Origin of the sequence: Amycolatopsis albidoflavus (assembly GCF_039525725.1) — a bacterium.
Classification (GTDB): domain Bacteria; phylum Actinomycetota; class Actinomycetes; order Mycobacteriales; family Pseudonocardiaceae; genus Amycolatopsis; species Amycolatopsis albidoflava.
In genome coordinates this window covers 311,597-327,513 of the sequence record NZ_BAAAHV010000008.1, presented here as the reverse complement: position 1 = coordinate 327,513, position 15,917 = coordinate 311,597, and the positions used below count along the sequence as shown (strand labels likewise).

General features: G+C 67.8%; 18 protein-coding genes. 14 read left to right on the top strand and 4 right to left on the bottom strand.

Going from position 1 to position 15,917, the window contains the following annotated elements; genetic code table 11:
- The first annotated feature begins 636 nt into the window (after positions 1-636).
- The 10 genes from ABD156_RS11890 (at position 637) to ABD156_RS11845 (ending at position 9,582) form a co-directional block, all read left to right on the top strand.
- Positions 637-1,269 (top strand): DUF1707 SHOCT-like domain-containing protein, encoded by a 633-nt coding sequence (locus tag ABD156_RS11890; protein ID WP_344270758.1) that lies wholly within the window; start codon positions 637-639, stop codon positions 1,267-1,269.
- A gap of 136 nt (positions 1,270-1,405) precedes the next feature.
- On the top strand, positions 1,406-2,380 hold the full coding sequence (deoC, locus tag ABD156_RS11885; RefSeq protein WP_344270705.1) for a deoxyribose-phosphate aldolase: 975 nt from the start codon (positions 1,406-1,408) through the stop codon (positions 2,378-2,380).
- Between the two features lies 1 nt (position 2,381).
- Positions 2,382-3,815, top strand: coding sequence for an aldehyde dehydrogenase family protein (locus tag ABD156_RS11880; RefSeq protein WP_344270702.1), 1,434 nt, complete (start codon positions 2,382-2,384; stop codon positions 3,813-3,815).
- Positions 3,808-4,674 (top strand): aldehyde dehydrogenase family protein, encoded by an 867-nt coding sequence (locus ABD156_RS11875; RefSeq protein WP_344270699.1) that lies wholly within the window; start codon positions 3,808-3,810, stop codon positions 4,672-4,674. Before ABD156_RS11880 ends, ABD156_RS11875 begins: the two co-directional genes overlap by 8 nt.
- A gap of 367 nt (positions 4,675-5,041) precedes the next feature.
- Positions 5,042-5,473 (top strand): hypothetical protein, encoded by a 432-nt coding sequence (locus ABD156_RS11870; protein ID WP_344270696.1) that lies wholly within the window; start codon positions 5,042-5,044, stop codon positions 5,471-5,473.
- Positions 5,470-6,099, top strand: a complete 630-nt coding sequence (locus ABD156_RS11865; RefSeq protein WP_344270693.1) for a DUF3558 domain-containing protein — start codon at positions 5,470-5,472, stop codon at positions 6,097-6,099. Before ABD156_RS11870 ends, ABD156_RS11865 begins: the two co-directional genes overlap by 4 nt.
- Positions 6,099-7,439, top strand: a complete 1,341-nt coding sequence (locus ABD156_RS11860; RefSeq protein ID WP_344270690.1) for a hypothetical protein — start codon at positions 6,099-6,101, stop codon at positions 7,437-7,439. Before ABD156_RS11865 ends, ABD156_RS11860 begins: the two co-directional genes overlap by 1 nt.
- Before the next feature lie 14 nt (positions 7,440-7,453).
- Positions 7,454-8,206 (top strand): ESX secretion-associated protein EspG, encoded by a 753-nt coding sequence (locus ABD156_RS11855; RefSeq protein ID WP_344270687.1) that lies wholly within the window; start codon positions 7,454-7,456, stop codon positions 8,204-8,206.
- A gap of 138 nt (positions 8,207-8,344) precedes the next feature.
- Positions 8,345-8,584 carry a hypothetical protein gene (locus ABD156_RS11850; protein ID WP_344270684.1) on the top strand — a complete coding sequence of 80 codons (240 nt, stop codon included), beginning with the start codon at positions 8,345-8,347 and terminating at the stop codon, positions 8,582-8,584.
- Positions 8,585-8,724: 140 nt separating this feature from the next.
- Positions 8,725-9,582 (top strand): helix-turn-helix domain-containing protein, encoded by an 858-nt coding sequence (locus ABD156_RS11845; RefSeq protein WP_344270681.1) that lies wholly within the window; start codon positions 8,725-8,727, stop codon positions 9,580-9,582.
- A gap of 4 nt (positions 9,583-9,586) precedes the next feature.
- Here the strand turns inward: ABD156_RS11845 and ABD156_RS11840 are convergent, their stop codons facing one another.
- Both ABD156_RS11840 and ABD156_RS11835 read right to left on the bottom strand, forming a co-directional pair.
- Positions 9,587-10,225 (bottom strand): DUF4232 domain-containing protein, encoded by a 639-nt coding sequence (locus tag ABD156_RS11840; RefSeq protein ID WP_344270678.1) that lies wholly within the window; start codon positions 10,223-10,225, stop codon positions 9,587-9,589.
- A 46-nt stretch (positions 10,226-10,271) separates the two neighbouring features.
- Positions 10,272-10,904: a TetR/AcrR family transcriptional regulator gene (locus tag ABD156_RS11835; protein WP_344270676.1), complete on the bottom strand. Its 633-nt coding sequence runs from the start codon at positions 10,902-10,904 to the stop codon at positions 10,272-10,274.
- Positions 10,905-11,109: 205 nt separating this feature from the next.
- Between ABD156_RS11835 and ABD156_RS11830 the strand changes: the two genes are divergently transcribed.
- From ABD156_RS11830 to ABD156_RS11820, 3 genes are read left to right on the top strand one after another with little or no spacing between them, the layout of a single operon-like run.
- Entirely contained in the window at positions 11,110-12,336 is a 1,227-nt protein-coding gene (locus ABD156_RS11830) for a cytochrome P450 (protein WP_344270675.1), read from the top strand.
- A 10-nt stretch (positions 12,337-12,346) separates the two neighbouring features.
- Positions 12,347-13,552, top strand: a complete 1,206-nt coding sequence (locus ABD156_RS11825; RefSeq protein WP_344270672.1) for a cytochrome P450 — start codon at positions 12,347-12,349, stop codon at positions 13,550-13,552.
- A gap of 40 nt (positions 13,553-13,592) precedes the next feature.
- Positions 13,593-13,787, top strand: a complete 195-nt coding sequence (locus ABD156_RS11820) for a ferredoxin (RefSeq protein WP_116201635.1) — start codon at positions 13,593-13,595, stop codon at positions 13,785-13,787.
- A gap of 3 nt (positions 13,788-13,790) precedes the next feature.
- On the opposite strand, the gene ABD156_RS11815 is transcribed toward ABD156_RS11820, so the two are convergent.
- A complete protein-coding gene (locus tag ABD156_RS11815) occupies positions 13,791-14,594 on the bottom strand; it encodes a class I SAM-dependent methyltransferase (protein WP_344270667.1) in 804 nt (267 codons plus the stop codon).
- A 52-nt stretch (positions 14,595-14,646) separates the two neighbouring features.
- On the opposite strand from ABD156_RS11815, the gene ABD156_RS11810 reads away from it, so the two are divergent.
- A complete protein-coding gene (locus ABD156_RS11810; RefSeq protein ID WP_344270664.1) occupies positions 14,647-15,231 on the top strand; it encodes a TetR/AcrR family transcriptional regulator in 585 nt (194 codons plus the stop codon).
- A 1-nt stretch (position 15,232) separates the two neighbouring features.
- Here the strand turns inward: ABD156_RS11810 and ABD156_RS11805 are convergent, their stop codons facing one another.
- Positions 15,233-15,802 carry a DUF3995 domain-containing protein gene (locus tag ABD156_RS11805; protein WP_344270661.1) on the bottom strand — a complete coding sequence of 190 codons (570 nt, stop codon included), beginning with the start codon at positions 15,800-15,802 and terminating at the stop codon, positions 15,233-15,235.
- Between the last annotated feature and the right edge of the window lie 115 nt (positions 15,803-15,917).

Sequence of the window (15,917 nt, the reverse complement as noted above, 5' to 3'; positions counted from 1 at the left end):
CACCCCCAGACCGTCAGCACAATCAAGCTTCGGGGTGCCCCACGCAACCCCCACGGCAAGGTCGCCGCCAGGCGACGAGCCACCCCCCTACCGAGACTCAGCAAACCACCGAACCCACCCCCGCTGCCAAGGCGTCTCCACCGCCCGCGGATGATGCTCCGCCCGAACCCACTCCACAGCCTCCCGAGCCCCCACCCCACCCAACGTCACCAAACAAGCCAACACAGTCCCACTACGCCCAACCCCACCAAGACAAGCCACCTCCACCGCCTCCCCCGCGACAGCCCGCTCATGCAACCCCAAAATCTCCCGCCGAGCCCCCTCCCGATCCCTCGGCAACAGAAAGTCCGGCCACAGCACCCACTGCCGCTCCCACCCTAACGACGAGTCGTACTTAACCCGCATCCGCCGCGACCCCAAATACAACCCGAACTCCGGCTCCGGCCCCTCCGGCTTCGGCTTCCCCAACCCCCGAGCCCGCACCCGTGCCCCATCAGGAAGCACCAAAGTCCCCACCAACGCAGAATCCATCACGCCATGATCCCCCTATCCACCGTTCGACGGACCCAAGCCAGACCCGACAGGGCTAGGCTGCCCCAGGTGAGTGAAGACCCAGCCACGCCGGGCCCGGACCAGATGCGCGTGTCGGACGCCGATCGGGAGCAGGTCGCGCAGGTACTGCACCAGGCGCTGTCCGAAGGCCGCATCACGATCAACGAACTCGAAGAGCGGCTTTCCAGCGTCTACTCCGCGAAAACGTTCGCCGACCTGAAACCGGTGACCGCGGACCTGCCCGGCAGCGCCGCGGTCGCCACCGCCGCTTCGGCCTCGCTGCAGCCCGCCCCCTCGCGCGCGCTCGGGCTGCCGGACAGCCGCGTCGGCGGGCATCCCGGCTCGGCCGTGTCGATCGGCGTGATGTCCGGGGCTGTGCGCAAGGGCAGTTGGGTCCTGCCGCAGCAGCACACGACTTTCGCGTTCTGGGGCGGCGCCGAGATCGACCTGCGCAGCGCGCGGTTCGCGGAGAAGTCCTCCACGATCACCGCCGTCGCGATCATGGGCGGGATCGAGATCACCGTGCCCGACGACATCAACGTGAACGTCACCGGCATCGGCTTCATGGGCGCGTTCATGCTGGAGGACAAGTCCGGCGCGCCGCCGGCGCCGCCGACCGCCCCGACCGTGACGATCAACGGCATCGGCTTCTGGGGCGGCGTCGTGGTTTACCGCAAGCCGGCCAAGGACGTGAACGCGCCGCAGATCGAGTCCTGAACCCGACTGCACACGGCACCGACAAAAACCGCCGCCGCCGGCCGACGGCTGTGGACAACCGCGAGCCCGTGACCAGCTGTCCACAGATTCCGGTGAGCGCTCCGGCGCCTGCTGTCGCGCACCTACACTCAGCGGTATGACAGCTACCACCAGCCCGGCAGCGGCGCCGGAAACCCCGTCGCCGCTGACGGACGTCACTCGCGACGAAGCGAGCCTGCGGCGGTTCCTGCACGGGCTGCCCGGTGTCGACCAGGTCGGCGTCGAGCAGCGTGCGGCGGGGCTCGCGACCCGGAGCATCAAGAAGGAAGCCAAGCGGTGGGCGATCGACACCGCGGTGTCGATGGTCGACCTGACCACGCTCGAGGGAGCCGACACGCGCGGCAAGGTCCGCGGCCTCGCCGCCAAGGCGATGCGGCCGGACCCCGAGCGGCAGGACTGCCCGCGCGTCGCGGCCGTGTGCGTGTACCCGGACCTGGTGGAGACAGCCGTCGAAGCGCTCGCGGGCGGCGGGGTGCGGGTGGCGAGCGTCGCCACCGGCTTCCCGGCGGGCCGCACGAGCCGCGAGGTGAAGCTGGCTGACACCCGGATGGCCGTCGAAGCCGGCGCGGACGAGGTCGACATGGTGATCGACCGCGGCGCCTTCCTCGAAGGCCGGTACCTGGAGGTGTTCGACGAGATCCGCGCGGTCAAGGCCGCCTGCGGTTCGGCGCACCTGAAGGTGATCCTCGAAACGGGCGAGCTGGCGACGTACGACAACGTGCGCCGCGCGTCCTGGCTCGCGCTGCTGGCCGGCGGCGACTTCATCAAGACGTCCACCGGCAAGGTGTCGCCCGCCGCGACGCTGCCGGTCACGCACGTGATGCTGCAGGCGGTGCACGACTGGCACGAGCGCACCGGCGAACTGCGCGGCGTCAAGCCCGCGGGCGGGATCCGGACGACGAAGGACGCGATCAAATACCTCGTCGCCGTGCACGAGGTCGCGGGCGAGCAGTGGCTCACGCCGGAGCTGTTCCGGTTCGGCGCGTCGAGCCTGCTCAACGACCTGCTGCTGCAGCGGCGCACCCAGGTGGACGGCCACTACAGCGGCCCTGACTACGTGACGGTGGACTGACATGGGCATCTTCGAATACGCGCCCGCGCCGGAATCGCGCGCTCTGGCCAATCTGAAAGAGCATTACAAGCCGTTCATCAACGGCGAATTCGTCGACGGCTCCGGCGAGCCGCTCAAGACGGTCAACCCGGCCACCGAGGAGATCCTCGCCGAGGTCGGCACCGCCTCGGCGTCCGATGTGGACACCGCGGTGAAGGCCGCGCGCAAGGCGTACACGTCGGTCTGGTCGAAAATGCCGGGCACGGAACGGGCGAAGTACCTGTTCCGCATCGCGCGGCTGATCCAGGAACGCTCGCGCGAGCTGGCGGTGCTGGAGACGCTGGACAACGGGAAGCCGATCAAGGAATCGCGCGATTCCGACGTGCCCACCGCGGCCGCGCATTTCTTCTACCACGCGGGCTGGGCGGACAAGCTCGGCTACGCGGGCTACGGCCCGGACCCGAAGCCGCTCGGCGTCGCGGGCCAGGTGATCCCGTGGAACTTCCCGCTGCTGATGCTGGCGTGGAAGATCGCGCCCGCGCTGGCCACCGGCAACACCGTGGTGCTCAAGCCCGCCGAGACCACCCCGCTGAGCGCGCTGGTGTTCGCCGAGATCTGCCAGCAGGCGGAGCTGCCGCCGGGCGTGGTGAACATCCTGCCCGGCGCGGGCGACATCGGAGCGTCCATTGTGGAGCATCCGGACGTCGACAAGATCGCGTTCACCGGCTCCACCGAGGTCGGCAAGCTGATCCAGCGCACCGTCGCGGGCACCCGCAAGAAGCTGACCCTGGAACTCGGCGGCAAGGCGGCGAACGTGGTGTTCGACGACGCCCCGCTGGACCAGGCGGTGGAGGGGATCGTCAACGGCATCTTCTTCAACCAGGGTCACGTCTGCTGCGCGGGGTCGCGGCTGCTGGTGCAGGAATCGGTCGCCGAAGAGGTGCTGGAGAAACTCCGCTACCGGGTTTCGACGCTGCGGCTCGGCGACCCGCTGGACAAGAACACCGACCTCGGCGCCATCAACTCGGCCGAGCAGCTGGCGAAAATCCGCGGCCTGGTCGAATCCGGCGACGCGGAAGGCGCGCAGCGCTGGACCAGTCCGTGCCCTGTGCCCGACCGCGGGTTCTTCTTCGCCCCGACGGTGTTCTCCGAAGTCCACCAGTCGATGCGGATCGCGCGCGAGGAGATCTTCGGCCCCGTGCTGTCGGTCCTCACCTTCCGCACCCCGGAAGAGGCCGTGGCGAAGGCGAACAACACGCCGTACGGGCTGTCCGCGGGCATCTGGACCGAGAAGGGTTCGCGGATTCTGTGGATGGCGAACCAGCTCCGGGCAGGCGTCGTCTGGGCCAACACGTTCAATCGCTTCGACCCGGCCGCCCCGTTCGGCGGCTACCAGGAGTCCGGTTTCGGCCGCGAAGGCGGACGCACCGGTTTGGAGGCCTACCTCAATGTCTGACCGGATTTCGGTGGCGAAAACCTACAAACTCTATCTCGGCGGGAAATTCCCGCGCTCGGAATCAGGCCGGGTCTACCCCGTCACCGATTCCAAGGGCGCCTTCCTGGCCAACGCGGCCCACGCGTCGCGCAAGGATCTGCGCGACGCGGTGTCCGCCGCCCGAAAGGCGTTCCCGGGTTGGTCGTCGGCAACTGCATACAACCGCGGCCAGGTTCTCTACCGGGTCGCCGAGGTCATGGAAGGCCGCCGCGCCCAGTTCGCCGCCGAGGTAGCCGCCTGCGAAGGCGTCGCCGCGAAGAAGGCCGAGTCCATTGTGGACGCCGCCATCGACCGCTGGGTCTGGTACGCGGGCTGGACGGACAAGATCGCGTCGGTCCTTGGCGCCGCCAACCCGGTAGCCGGCCCGTACTTCTCCTTCACCACCCCAGAACCCACCGGGGTCGTCGGGGTCCTGGCGCCGCAGGAGTCCTCGCTGCTCGGCCTGGTGACGGTCCTGGCTCCCGTCCTGGCCACCGGCTCGACGGCAGTCCTGGTCTCCAGCGCGGACCGCCCGCTGCCCGCCATCACCTTGTCCGAGGTCCTGGCCACCTCCGACGTCCCCGGCGGCACGGCCAACATCCTCACCGGCCGAGCCGCAGAACTGGGCCCGTGGCTGGCCTCCCACGGAGACGTCAACGCCCTCGACCCGACCGGAGCCACCCCTGCGGACCGCGTCACCCTGGCCCAGGAAGCCGCCGGGACGGTGAAGCGAGTCCTGTCCGTCCCTGACACCGAACCGGACTGGACCGAGGAGCCGGACCTGTCCCGCATCCGGCGGTACCTGGAGGCAAAGACTGTCTGGCACCCCATGGGCGTCTGACATTCGAGTTCACTCAACCCGCCGTTCGGGCTAATCGCCCGACGGCGGGTTTTTGTTTACCCCAGCAGACAAATGCGCGGTGGGCAGGTTTTCGCCCCTAAGGTGAGGCTCTTACCCTGAAAGGACTACCGTGAATTACTCTGTGCTCAGCAGGCCGAGTCATCCATTTATCAGCCGAAGGTTCTCGCAGCTTCCATCTGGGCAAACGACCGGATTCGCGCAATTTCTCCGGCCCTCCAGCGATTTCCTGCAAATGCGCTGCACCCCCACGACTTACCGTGCTCCGTCGGTTACGGTGAATACCGCCGCGAGGCACCGAACCGACCGATGCGCGAAACATCCGCCGTGTCTTGGGGAGGGGGAGGACATGGACCAGCCTGCCGCGAACGCAGGCAAGAACTGGTTGCCGGACTTCACCATCACCGACGGCACCGGAACACCGCCCGGCCCCGGCTTCACTATGAGCCGCGACGACGCCCGCAGCATGCTCAAACTGGCCAGACAGGCACGCGAACAGTTCAGCGACATGCGCGCAGCTTCACTGTCCCTGCTTCGACTCGTTGCCCCTGCAGACGATGTTGCGAGCAATGCCTACCAGGCGAAACTGCTCGGCAACGAGTCCGCGAGCGGGGCATTCGGAGCCGGCATTGCGAACGTGCACCGCCTTCATGCTTACGCCAACGAACTGGTGCTAAAGCTGGAAGAAGCGCTCGGGATTACTGCGAATTCCGAAGAAACAGCTGCCGAATCGGTGCAAAACGCCGCCTCGGGCAAGGATGCAACAGGGTTCGCGGGATGACCCCCCGACATGCCCTAATCCAGATCGCTGCGATCGGATTCGCCGCCCTCGCGACAGCTTGTTCCAGAGGCCCGGAACCGGCTCCCACCAGCGCAGCTCATCCGGCGTCATCAGCCTCCAGCGCATTGCCACACAGCGGAGCACCCAAAGTCGAACACCCGTTGCCCGCGTCGGTCCTGGCCGGTGACCCCTGCCAGACCGCCCTGACCGAAGCACAAGTAGGGCGCATCATCACCACGGCGCCTCCCGGAAAACCGCGCACTGCAGCAAGACTCGGCCCGACGTGCGATTGGCACAACATCGACTCCGGAGCTGCCGTACGCGTGGGCTATGTCACCGAGGATCACCAGGGACTCAGCGCTGTCTACCAGAACAGTCAACCGAAAGTGAAGGTTTGGCGGCCGCTCCCTCCGATTCAAGGACTTCCAGCGGTCGCTTTCTCCGACTTCGAGGGCATCGGGCTCAACAGCACGTGCCAGGTCAGCTTCGGAACTTCAGACGACTTGTCTGTCGATGTGACGATCACACTCGGCGAAAGCAAAATCGGAAAGGTCGATCCCTGCGGGGTCGCCGCGCAGGCCGCCGAGATCGTAGCCACAAATCTGCGCCAGCGGGCAGGCTCGTGATGGGCTTCCTGCAGACGATCGAAGATGCCGGCCATTGGATCGGCGACCGCGTCGACGACCTTGGCAAGTTCGCCTCAACGCTCTTGCATGGGGACCCCGGCCCAGAAGCACTGCCCGCATCCGAACTGGTCCAGAAAGTCCTGACAGGCCCGGGTACGGCCAGCTGGCACAGCGGGGCTGAACAGGCGAACACCCTCTCCAACCGGCACAACGAAGCCAGCGATTTACTCTCCCGGGTGAACGCCGGACTGGAGTCCGCCTGGACCGGCAGGGGTGCGGATGAGGCGAAGGCGCGGATCCGCCGATTCGCCGAGACAACGGCAGTGTCCGCGGCGATCTACGGCATCAACGGCTCTAATTTGACCGACATCGCACACGGGTTCGATGCGCTGAAATCCTCCTTGGAGCAGATGCCGCCCGCCCCGCCTCATCTGAACTTCTTCGACCGGATCTCCCCTTGGGAGACCGACACGGAGAAGGAGATCAGCTACTACAACGCGCTGGCGCAGCACAATGTTGACCGTTACCAAGCCTATGTCCAGCATTCCGATGCTAACGGTGAGAAGCTGCAAACCGACTACGGTCAGCTCGACAGCTTCGGCGGACAGGACATCGTGAATGGCCCGAACCCTGGCCAGGCCCCACCCGAGAAGCGCCCGGATACTGGCCCGCAGCACAAAAGAACCGGGCTCTCTCCCTACGAACTGCCCTCGTCTTCCGACACGCCTTCACCAGCGCACAGTTCTGACGGAGTGTCCGGACCTCATGTAGCGCACGGGCCCGACCGTACAGCCTGGCCAAGCGCGATATCTCCGCCAGGAAGCATTGAGAGCCAGACAGCGGTTTCCGGTTGGGCACCGCCGCCATCGAACTCAACGATGGCCAGGAACTGTCCCCCGGCCCCTACAACGACCGACGCTGGCGAATCCGGCAGTGGCAGCACTCCATGGTCACCGATTCCCGTGCAAGGCGGACGCGGAACCGTGGGCAACGTCGGTAGGAACACAGGGGAAAGCAACCGTGCGGGCGAACCTCGCAGCCCCACTGGCAGCCCGGCCCGGCCAGGGGCCGGCAGAGGAACCGGCGCAGAGGGCCGCGCAGCAACCAACACAGCCGGCGGCGCAAGCGCCACCCAAGGCAAGACCGGATCCCGAGGCACCCCAGGCATGGCCGGAACAACCCCGCCCCGCGACAAAGACAAAACCGAAGACCCCCAAGAACACCGCCGCAAATACGGCCTGGACACCGACTCCGCCTTCTCCCTCACCGACGACGACGGCGAGCGCACCGTCGACCCCCGCACCGGACTGCCTCCGACGCCTCCGACCATCGGCGGCTAAGGAGGCCCGCCGAGATGCCGATCCTCGAGAGACCGGTCCGGATGCCGCGGTTGGCATTTCTCGCCGTGTGGAGCCACGAGAAACTCGGCGACCCGCCCGTCGTGGTCGAGCACGCGCCGATGTTCATGACGGACGAGTTCTCCGAGAAGCTCCGCGTCCAGTCGTACGGCCTGCTCTCGAGGTTCGGGCTCGCGGCGAGCGGCGCGCCCAGCCCGCGGCTGCGCGACACTCTCGAACTTCTCGCCGAAGCGCGGCGCGAGGTGTACTCCTGGAGCGATTTCGGCAATCGGCGCGGGGACAACGGGGCGATTCTCGTCGCGGCTGCGGGGCGGGAGGCGGTGCGGCTCGTGACGGACAACCGGTCCGTGCAGCTCGAACCTGTTTCTCCGCGCGACATCGGCGGCAGTCTGGTCGATCTCCTGCCCTGCTGCGATCCCGCGAAACTCCGGCCGCTCAAGGTGTCCAAGGACTACTACGACAGCGCCTCCGCCGATCCCCTCGCTGAATCGTCGGCCAGCGCGGACGAATTGCGGCACCTGATGCGGGCCCGGCGCGACGCGGTGCACCTGATGCACGTCGCCGTCCGCGGGCCGGACGGAAGCCGGACGCACAGCACTCCGCTGTCCGCGATCGATCTCACCGGACGCGGGCGCGTGCTGAGTTTCGTCAGCCCCGACGGCGCCGGCGGGCTGCAGATCAACGTCTACTCCGGCACCCGCGCCCATCTCGTCGACGCGCTGACGCTGACGCTCGCCGAACTCGGCTGAGCGCGGACCCATCCGGCGGCAAAATTTCGCGCCACCCCTCTATCCTTTCGCGAAATTTTCTGCCAACATGTGCCATTGGGGAAATTTCGACGCCCCGTGTCCGGCACAGGCGCTGTCAGCATGTCAGGAGGACTCCGCATGACCCTGCATCCCGCTCAGCCCGAAGAAGCACTCGCCCTCGAGTTCCTCGGAACCACCAGCGCGGGCGGCAACTGCCCCAACGCTTATCGCACCAACCGCGGCACGTACGTCGTCCAGGGGTACCGGGTCACCGACGCCCACGCGCTGCGGCAACTGCGCGAACGCGGCCTGCCGGACACCGAGACGGCCGTCGAAATCCCCGTCGGCCTGCTCAAGTTCTTCCCGCAGGAAGGCTGAGCACGACGACCGGCGCAGGCAAGGCAAGGGCATCTCGGCGATTCAGACGCACTAGCCGCCCAGGATTTCTCGAAACTCGACCCCAGGTGTGGGAAGATGCCATCGGGTTCGAGGAATTCCGCATGCGATAGCGAGGGCGAGTGCCTACCAGTTTCGAGAAACGCCGGGCAGAGCTTGGCGACCGCCTGCGCCGGCTCCGGGTCGACGCGGGCTACGAGACCGGAAAGGATTTCGCCAAGGCCATCGGCTGGAACGCGCCCAAGGTCAGCAAAATCGAGAACGGCAGGCAGACTGTCGGCGACGACGACCTCGACGCCTGGATCGCCGCCGTGGGCGGGCCTCCCGAGCTGGCCGAACAGCTGCGGGAGCAGCTCGTCGGGGTCCGTGACGCGCACGCCAGCTGGAAAGACAAAGTCCGGGACGGACATCGCGCCAGACAAGAGGAATCCATTGCCAGAGAGGCCCGCGCGCTACGAATTCGCGCGGTCGACCTCCGAATTGTCTCCGGATTACTGCAAACTCCAGAGTACGCACGGCATACGCTGCTCGCCCACGCCCGGATCCACGGCGGCGGACAGGACATCACCGAGGCGGTCCGGGCCCGGATGCAGCGCCAGCAGATCCTCTACGAACCCGGCCGGACCATCGAACTGCTCACCTCCGAGGCCGCGCTGCGCTATCCGAACGCGCCGCACGAGGTGATGATCGCGCAGGTGCACAAGCTGCTCGCGCTGCTCGGCACCCCGAACATCCGCTTCGGCATCATCCCCGCGGACGTCGTCCTGCCCTACCCGGTCACCGCGGACTTCTGGGTGGTCGACGACGTCGCGATGGTCGAAACCCCGGAGGGCGAGCACATCGCGAGCGACGCCGACCCGTACCACGAGGTCGCGGATCTACTGTGGACAGTCGCGGCCGAGGGCGACGCCGCCAGGGCGGTGCTGCTGCGGGTCCTCGATTCCCTCACCCGCGCGGCACCGCCCAGCCAAGCCCAGTAATCCCTTACGCCGCAGGCGCTTCACCGGCGGTCAGCGCGCCGACGTCGATGGTGTGGCTGTCCGCGCTGGCGTCCACCGCGCCGAAGGTCCAGTCCACCGTCACGTTCGGGTCGATCGGGTCCCCGTGCGGGTTGGAGTCGGCCGGAGCGGTCATGGTCACCGCGTTCGGCGTCTGCTGCTCGTCGTCGGACCCGATCGCGGTCCAGTGCAGCGGCACGTACGCCGACGAACCGTTCGCGATCAGCACCGGCGGCGCGTCGGCCGGCGCCTCGTTGTTGACCAGGACGTCGTGCGCGCCGACCAGGTTGACGTCGGCCCGGCCGGACAGGACGCACCGCTCGCCCTCGTTCGCGGTGAACTGCAGCGCCGCCTGGCGCTGGCCCGCGCCGGCCCCGCCGTAGACGAGCTTGGTGCTGAACTGGTTCGCGGTGCACGGAAGCGCCGAAGAGTCCGTGCTCGCGGTCGTGGCGGCGGCCGTCCCGGCGAAGGCCGCGGCGGCGCCCCCGGCGACAGCGACGGCGATGGCAATACGGCGGATGTTCTTCATGATCTCGTCCCCTCTCGCGTTTTCCGGCGGCTCCGCACCGGCTTTCACGAGATAAGACGTCCCCGCCCGGATCCCGATGGCCCGTTGTGTGATCACCCCTATCGGAGCAACCCCGGACGGCCCGCCGCGTCCGAAGAAAGGTTCAGATCAAGTCGTCTTTGCCGAGCGGCCGCCCCGGCAACGGGGTGACCGGACCGGCGCGCAGGCCGTCGATCATGATCGCGATGCTGCGGGCGGTCGCGAGTTCCGGCGTCTTCAGCCGGTGCGCGGGCAGCTGCCGCACGATGCGCGCGAACAGCACCGCGACGTCGCCCGCGCCCACGTCCTTGCGCAGCGCCCCCTCGGCCTGTGCCCGGACCACCAGATCGTCGACCTCGAGCAACACCGCTTCGCGCAGGTGGGCCACCTCGGGATCGTCCTTGAGAATTTCGTGCGCCCGCTGCGAAAGCATCGCCAATTGCATCGACAGCTGCAGTTCCGCGCCGTGGTAGAGCAACTGCACCAACGCTTCCCACGCGGACGGCGCCTCCACCGACAGCCGCTTGGCGTTGTCCAGCACGCCCGCGAAGTTGTCCACCGCCACCGCGCGGATGAGCGCGTCGCGGTCCGGGAAGCGCCGGTAGAGGGTGCCCACGCCGACGCCCGCCGCGCGCGCGATCTCCTCCATCGGGACCTCGGGACCGTGGCTGGCGAAGATGACGCGAGCGGCGGCGATGATCTGGTCGCGGTTGCGTTGCGCGTCCGCCCGCAGCGGCGTCTCGGGGTCTGCACTCATAACCCGGCCTTCCCTCTTCCGGTTGGCGCGCATTCTCGCATGCCCGGCCAACTGCGCAAACGTGCCGGCAAGCCGGGCGGGACAGCAATTGTCACCCCGTTGCTAGTGGACGGCGATCCTCCACTTCGGTACCTTGGGCACTGAACCGGAATGTAATCTTCCACATTCATTCCGTAACGGGGCAAACCCACCACAGGGGGTTCAGATGACCGAAGTCGCCCAGCCCAGCCGCACCCGGCCGGAGCAAGCCGCTTTCCCCATGAAACGGACGTGCCCGTTCGCGCCGCCGCCGGACTACGACCGTTTCCGCGACGCTCGCGCGCACTACGTCGAGCTCGAACACACCGGTCAGCGCGCCTGGGTGCTGAACCGGCACGAGGACCTGCGGGCGATGCTGAACGACCCGCGGTTCAGTTCGGACCGCTTCAACCCCGGCTTCCCGGTCCTGTTCAAGGACGGCCAGCAGCGCCGTCCGAAGCTGCGCCCGTCGCTGATCGCGATGGACGCGCCGGAACACGGCCCGGCTCGCCGCAGCGTCGTCGGCGAGTTCACCGTCAAGCGGATGAAGGCGCTGCAGCCGCGCATCCAGGAGATCGTGGATCAGCACCTCGACGCGATGCTGGCCGGCGACCAGCCCGCCGACCTGGTGTCGGCGCTCTCGCTTCCGGTGCCGTCGCTGGTGATCTGCGAGCAGCTCGGCGTCCCGTACTCCGACCACGACTTCTTCCAGAAGCACAGCTCGCGGCTCCTCAACCGGGAAACCGGCGTCGAGGAGCGCGGCAAATCGGTCGAAGCGATGCAGAACTATCTGTCCGACCTGGTGTCCGCGAAGGAAACCGCACCGGCGGACGATCTGCTCAGCCGCCAGATCGCGAAGAAGCGCGAGGAGGGCACCTACGACCACGACGACCTCGTGTCGATGGCGTTCCTGCTGCTCATCGCCGGGCACGAGACCACCGCGAACATGATTTCGCTCGGCACCGTCGCCTTGCTGGAGAACCCGGAGGCGCTCGCCGCGATCAAGGAGGATCCGGGCAAAACCCTCGACGCCGTCGAGGAATTGCTGCGCTACTTCACCATCGCGGAATTCGCCACCACCCGCGTCGCGCTCGAGGACGTCGACATCGCGGGCGTTACCATCAAGGCCGGAGAAGGCGTGCTCGGCCTGAGCTACGCGGCGAACTTCGACCCCGACGTCTTCCCCGAGCCCGAGCGGCTCGACATCACCCGCGGCGGCCGTCACCACGTCGCGTTCGGCTTCGGCGCGCACCAGTGCCTCGGCCAGAACCTCGCGCGGATGGAACTGCAGATCGTGTTCGACACGCTCTTCCGCCGCATCCCGACGCTGCGTCTCGCCGCGCCGGTCGACCAGTTGCCGTTCAAACACGACTCCGGCGTCTTCGGGCTGTACTGCCTCCCGGTGACCTGGTGAAGGGGAAACGATGACTGCCACTGAAGAACTCAGCATGCCGGTCGCCCGCACCTGTCCGTTCGCCCAGCCGGAGCAGTACGTCCGGATGCGCGAGGAAAGCGCGCTCCACCGGGTGCGGATCCCCGGCGGCAAGCAGGCCTGGGTCGCCGCGCGGCACGAGGAAGCCCGGCAGATCCTCGGCGACCGCCGGTTCTCCTCCGACCGGTTCCTGCCCAATTTCCCGTTCCTGGCCGAGGGCGGGGCCGCGATCCTCACCAACGCCAAGCAGAAAGCCATGATCGGGATGGACGCGCCCGAGCACGGCGAGGCCCGCCGGGAGGTGCTCGGCGAGTTCACCGTGAAGCGGGTCGAGGCGATGCGGCCGCGGATCCAGGAGATCGTCGACGGCCTGATCGACGAGTTGCTCGCCGGGCCGAAACCGGCGGACCTGGTGGAAAAGCTGTCGCTGCCGGTGCCGTCGCTGGTGATCTGCGAACTGCTCGGCGTCCCGTACGGCGATCACGACTACTTCCAAGAGCGCACCATGGCGCTGATCCGCCGCAGCACCAGCATCGAGGATCGCAAGAAGGCGTCCGAGGAACTGCGCGGATACCTCAGCGGTCTCGTCGCGGCGAAGGAGAAGGACCCGACCGACGACCTGCTCGGCAGGCAGATCGTCAAGCGCCGCGCGGAAGGCAATTACGACCACGACGCGATGATCGGGCTGGCCTTCCTGCTGCTGGTCGCCGGGCACGAGACCACCGCGAACATGATTTCGCTCGGCACCATCGGGCTGCTGGAGAACCCCGGGCAGCGCGCGACGATCGAGGCCGATCCGGGCAAGACACTCCTCGCGGTCGAGGAACTGTTGCGCTACTTCACGATTGTCGAAGGCGCGACCGCGCGAGTCGCGACCGAGGACGTGGAGATCGGCGGCGTCACCATCAAGGCGGGCGAGGGCGTGCTCGTGCTGGGCTACGCCGCGAACTGGGACCCGGAGGTGTTCGAGAGCCCGGAGAAGCTCGACCTCGAACGCGGCGCGCGCCACCACGTCGCGTTCGGGTTCGGGCCGCACCAGTGCCTCGGGCAGAACCTCGCGCGGATGGAGCTGCAGATCGTGTTCGACACGCTCTTCCGCCGCATCCCGACGCTCACGTGCACGCTCCCGGCCGCCGAGCTGCCGGTGAAGAAGGACGCCACGATCTTTGGCCTGTACCAGTTGCCGGTGACCTGGTAGAGATCAGAGTGCTCCCACCACAAGCCAGGAAGAGGCCATCATGAAGATCATCGCGGACACCGGCAAGTGCGTCGGCGCCGGCCAGTGCGTGCTCACCGAGCCCGCGCTGTTCGACCAGAGCGAGGACGACGGCACGGTCATCGTCCTCAACGACACTCCGGACGGCGAACTGATCGAGAAGGCGCGCGAGGCCGTGAACATCTGCCCGAGCCAAGCGCTTTCGCTGGAGGAGTGACCCTCACGACGCGAGACGCACGGCGGTCACCTCGGCGGTGGAGTAATTCGTCGTCAGGTGGCCGCCGCGTGCGTCGATCGCCGCGGCGACCTCGGCTAGCACCTGGTCGCGCTGCTCCGGCGTCGCCACGGTGACGCCGCCCTGGGTGGCGAGCAAGTCCAGCCACTCGTCGCGGCTGTAGTCCTGCGTCCAGTCGTAGCGCCGGAACTCGGCCTCGGCGAAATCGCCGGTCTCGGCCAACCCGGCCGCGGCTTTGTCGAGCATCGGCTGATAGGCGTCGGGGCTGGGGCTCTTCAGGTAGTTGCCGCTGAACGGCGAATCCGGCATCGCCCGGCGCAACGCGTCCGCCAGCGCGTGCGAGATTTCTTCCGGCGGCATGAAAACGTGCCAGAACGCGGCGAACCGGCCGCCCGGACGGAGCACCCGCGCGGCCTTCGCGGCACCCGCGATCGGGTCGACCCAGTGCCACGCCTGTCCGGACACGAGGGCGTCGAACCTCCGCCCCGCCGGGTCCCAATCCTCGAATTTCGCGACCTCGACCGGGAAACCGCGCCGGGCGAACTCCGCCATCCGCGCGTCTGGCTCCACGCCGAGCACCACGGCGTCGCGGGCGCGAAATTGCCGCCCTTCGATGCCGGTTCCGCAGCCGACGTTGAGAATTTCGTTCCCCGGGCTGGCTTCGAGGACGGCGGTCACCAGTTCGTCCGGGTAACGCGGGCGGGCCCGGTCGTAGCGCTCGGGATCGACGCCGAACGACTCCGCCATGGTCCGGTGCTGATGCGGTTCGGGACGGGGTAAAGTGGGCATGTGCCCACCATAGTGGGCAAGCGCCCACTATGGCTAGGAAGGAACCTTCGAGGTGCCCACCGGGATCCATCTCCGCGACGTCCGCGCCCAGCTTTTCGACGCCGCGGAACGGGTTTTGCTGCGCGCGGGCCCGAGTGGCCTCACCAGCCGCGCGGTCACCGCCGAGGCGGATTGCGCGAAGGGCGTGCTGCACCGGCATTTCGAGGATTTCGACGCTTTCCTGGCCGCGCTGGTGCTCGACCGGATCCATCGCCTCGAAGCCCACGCGGACGATCTGCAGGCCGGAACCGGCGACCTGGTCGAGACGGTGGCCGAAGTACTCACCGAAGTCTTCTCGTCGGTCGCGGTGTCGATCGTCGCCCTGATCACCTTCCGCGACGAACTGCGGCACCGGCTCCGGGCCGCGCGACCGGGCCCGGGGATTCCGCTGGCCACCGACGCGGCGAACGTGCTCGCGGATTACCTTGCCGCGGAACGAGATCTCGGTCGGCTAGCTCCGGACGCGGACGTGCGGACGCTGGCTCCGACGCTCATCGGGGCTGGCCATCTGCTCTTCGCCGATCGCACCGGGGAGCCGCCGAGCGAGGAAGCGGTGCGGCAGATGGCGGCCACCGTCCTCGCCGGAGCCCTCCGCTGACTCACCCAATGCCGGTCGCGACCGCGGCCACCGACAGAGCCAACGCGCCCAGCGCGCCCGCTGCTCCGTAACGCGCCAGCGTGCGCCGGTCATCGCGGTTCCGGACGTACAGCGCGACAGCCCCGGCGAAAGCGAGTCCGCCAGCGATGAACCATGGGCCCCAGAGGTAGAGATACCAGTTGATCAGGTCGGACAGCGCGGGGTCGATGGCGACGGCTCCGGTCTTGACCAGCACGCCCTGTACGACGAACAGCCCGCCGTGCCAGGTCAGCAGGATCGCCGCGGCCGCGCCGCAGAACACCATCGTGCGGCTGAGCCACTGGCCGCGCGGTTGAGTCAGGCTGACGCCGACCACGGCACCGAAAGCCTTGAGCAGACCTGTGATCACCAGGACAGCCACAAACCACGGCACCCGGTCCTGTGCGAGTTTGACCAGCGACGGCGACACGGTCGAGGTCGCGCCGAAGGTGTTGCCGGTCGCCCAGACGAAGCTGGGGATCGCGAACAACACTCCCCAGACCGCGGCGGCGTAACCCGGCCATTTGCTCAGCTCGGCTTGCTTCAACGACATGCGTCAAGCGTCGCCTGGAGCGCGGCGGGAAGGATCGGGCGCGAGGGGGAAGCGCCTCCCCCGTGAGAGTGGGGTCGTGAGTGTTCGCGCCGGTTCTAACCGGCACGAACACTCA

Coding starts and splice junctions, on each gene's coding strand:
- ABD156_RS11890 (WP_344270758.1), top strand. CDS start 637: ATGCGCGTGTCGGACGCCGATCGGGAGCAGGTCGCGCAGGTACTGCAC.
- deoC (WP_344270705.1), top strand. CDS start 1,406: ATGACAGCTACCACCAGCCCGGCAGCGGCGCCGGAAACCCCGTCGCCG.
- ABD156_RS11880 (WP_344270702.1), top strand. CDS start 2,382: ATGGGCATCTTCGAATACGCGCCCGCGCCGGAATCGCGCGCTCTGGCC.
- ABD156_RS11875 (WP_344270699.1), top strand. CDS start 3,808: ATGTCTGACCGGATTTCGGTGGCGAAAACCTACAAACTCTATCTCGGC.
- ABD156_RS11870 (WP_344270696.1), top strand. CDS start 5,042: ATGGACCAGCCTGCCGCGAACGCAGGCAAGAACTGGTTGCCGGACTTC.
- ABD156_RS11865 (WP_344270693.1), top strand. CDS start 5,470: ATGACCCCCCGACATGCCCTAATCCAGATCGCTGCGATCGGATTCGCC.
- ABD156_RS11860 (WP_344270690.1), top strand. CDS start 6,099: ATGGGCTTCCTGCAGACGATCGAAGATGCCGGCCATTGGATCGGCGAC.
- ABD156_RS11855 (WP_344270687.1), top strand. CDS start 7,454: ATGCCGATCCTCGAGAGACCGGTCCGGATGCCGCGGTTGGCATTTCTC.
- ABD156_RS11850 (WP_344270684.1), top strand. CDS start 8,345: ATGACCCTGCATCCCGCTCAGCCCGAAGAAGCACTCGCCCTCGAGTTC.
- ABD156_RS11835 (WP_344270676.1), bottom strand. CDS start 10,904: ATGAGTGCAGACCCCGAGACGCCGCTGCGGGCGGACGCGCAACGCAAC.
- ABD156_RS11830 (WP_344270675.1), top strand. CDS start 11,110: ATGACCGAAGTCGCCCAGCCCAGCCGCACCCGGCCGGAGCAAGCCGCT.
- ABD156_RS11825 (WP_344270672.1), top strand. CDS start 12,347: ATGACTGCCACTGAAGAACTCAGCATGCCGGTCGCCCGCACCTGTCCG.
- ABD156_RS11820 (WP_116201635.1), top strand. CDS start 13,593: ATGAAGATCATCGCGGACACCGGCAAGTGCGTCGGCGCCGGCCAGTGC.
- ABD156_RS11815 (WP_344270667.1), bottom strand. CDS start 14,594: ATGCCCACTTTACCCCGTCCCGAACCGCATCAGCACCGGACCATGGCG.
- ABD156_RS11805 (WP_344270661.1), bottom strand. CDS start 15,802: ATGTCGTTGAAGCAAGCCGAGCTGAGCAAATGGCCGGGTTACGCCGCC.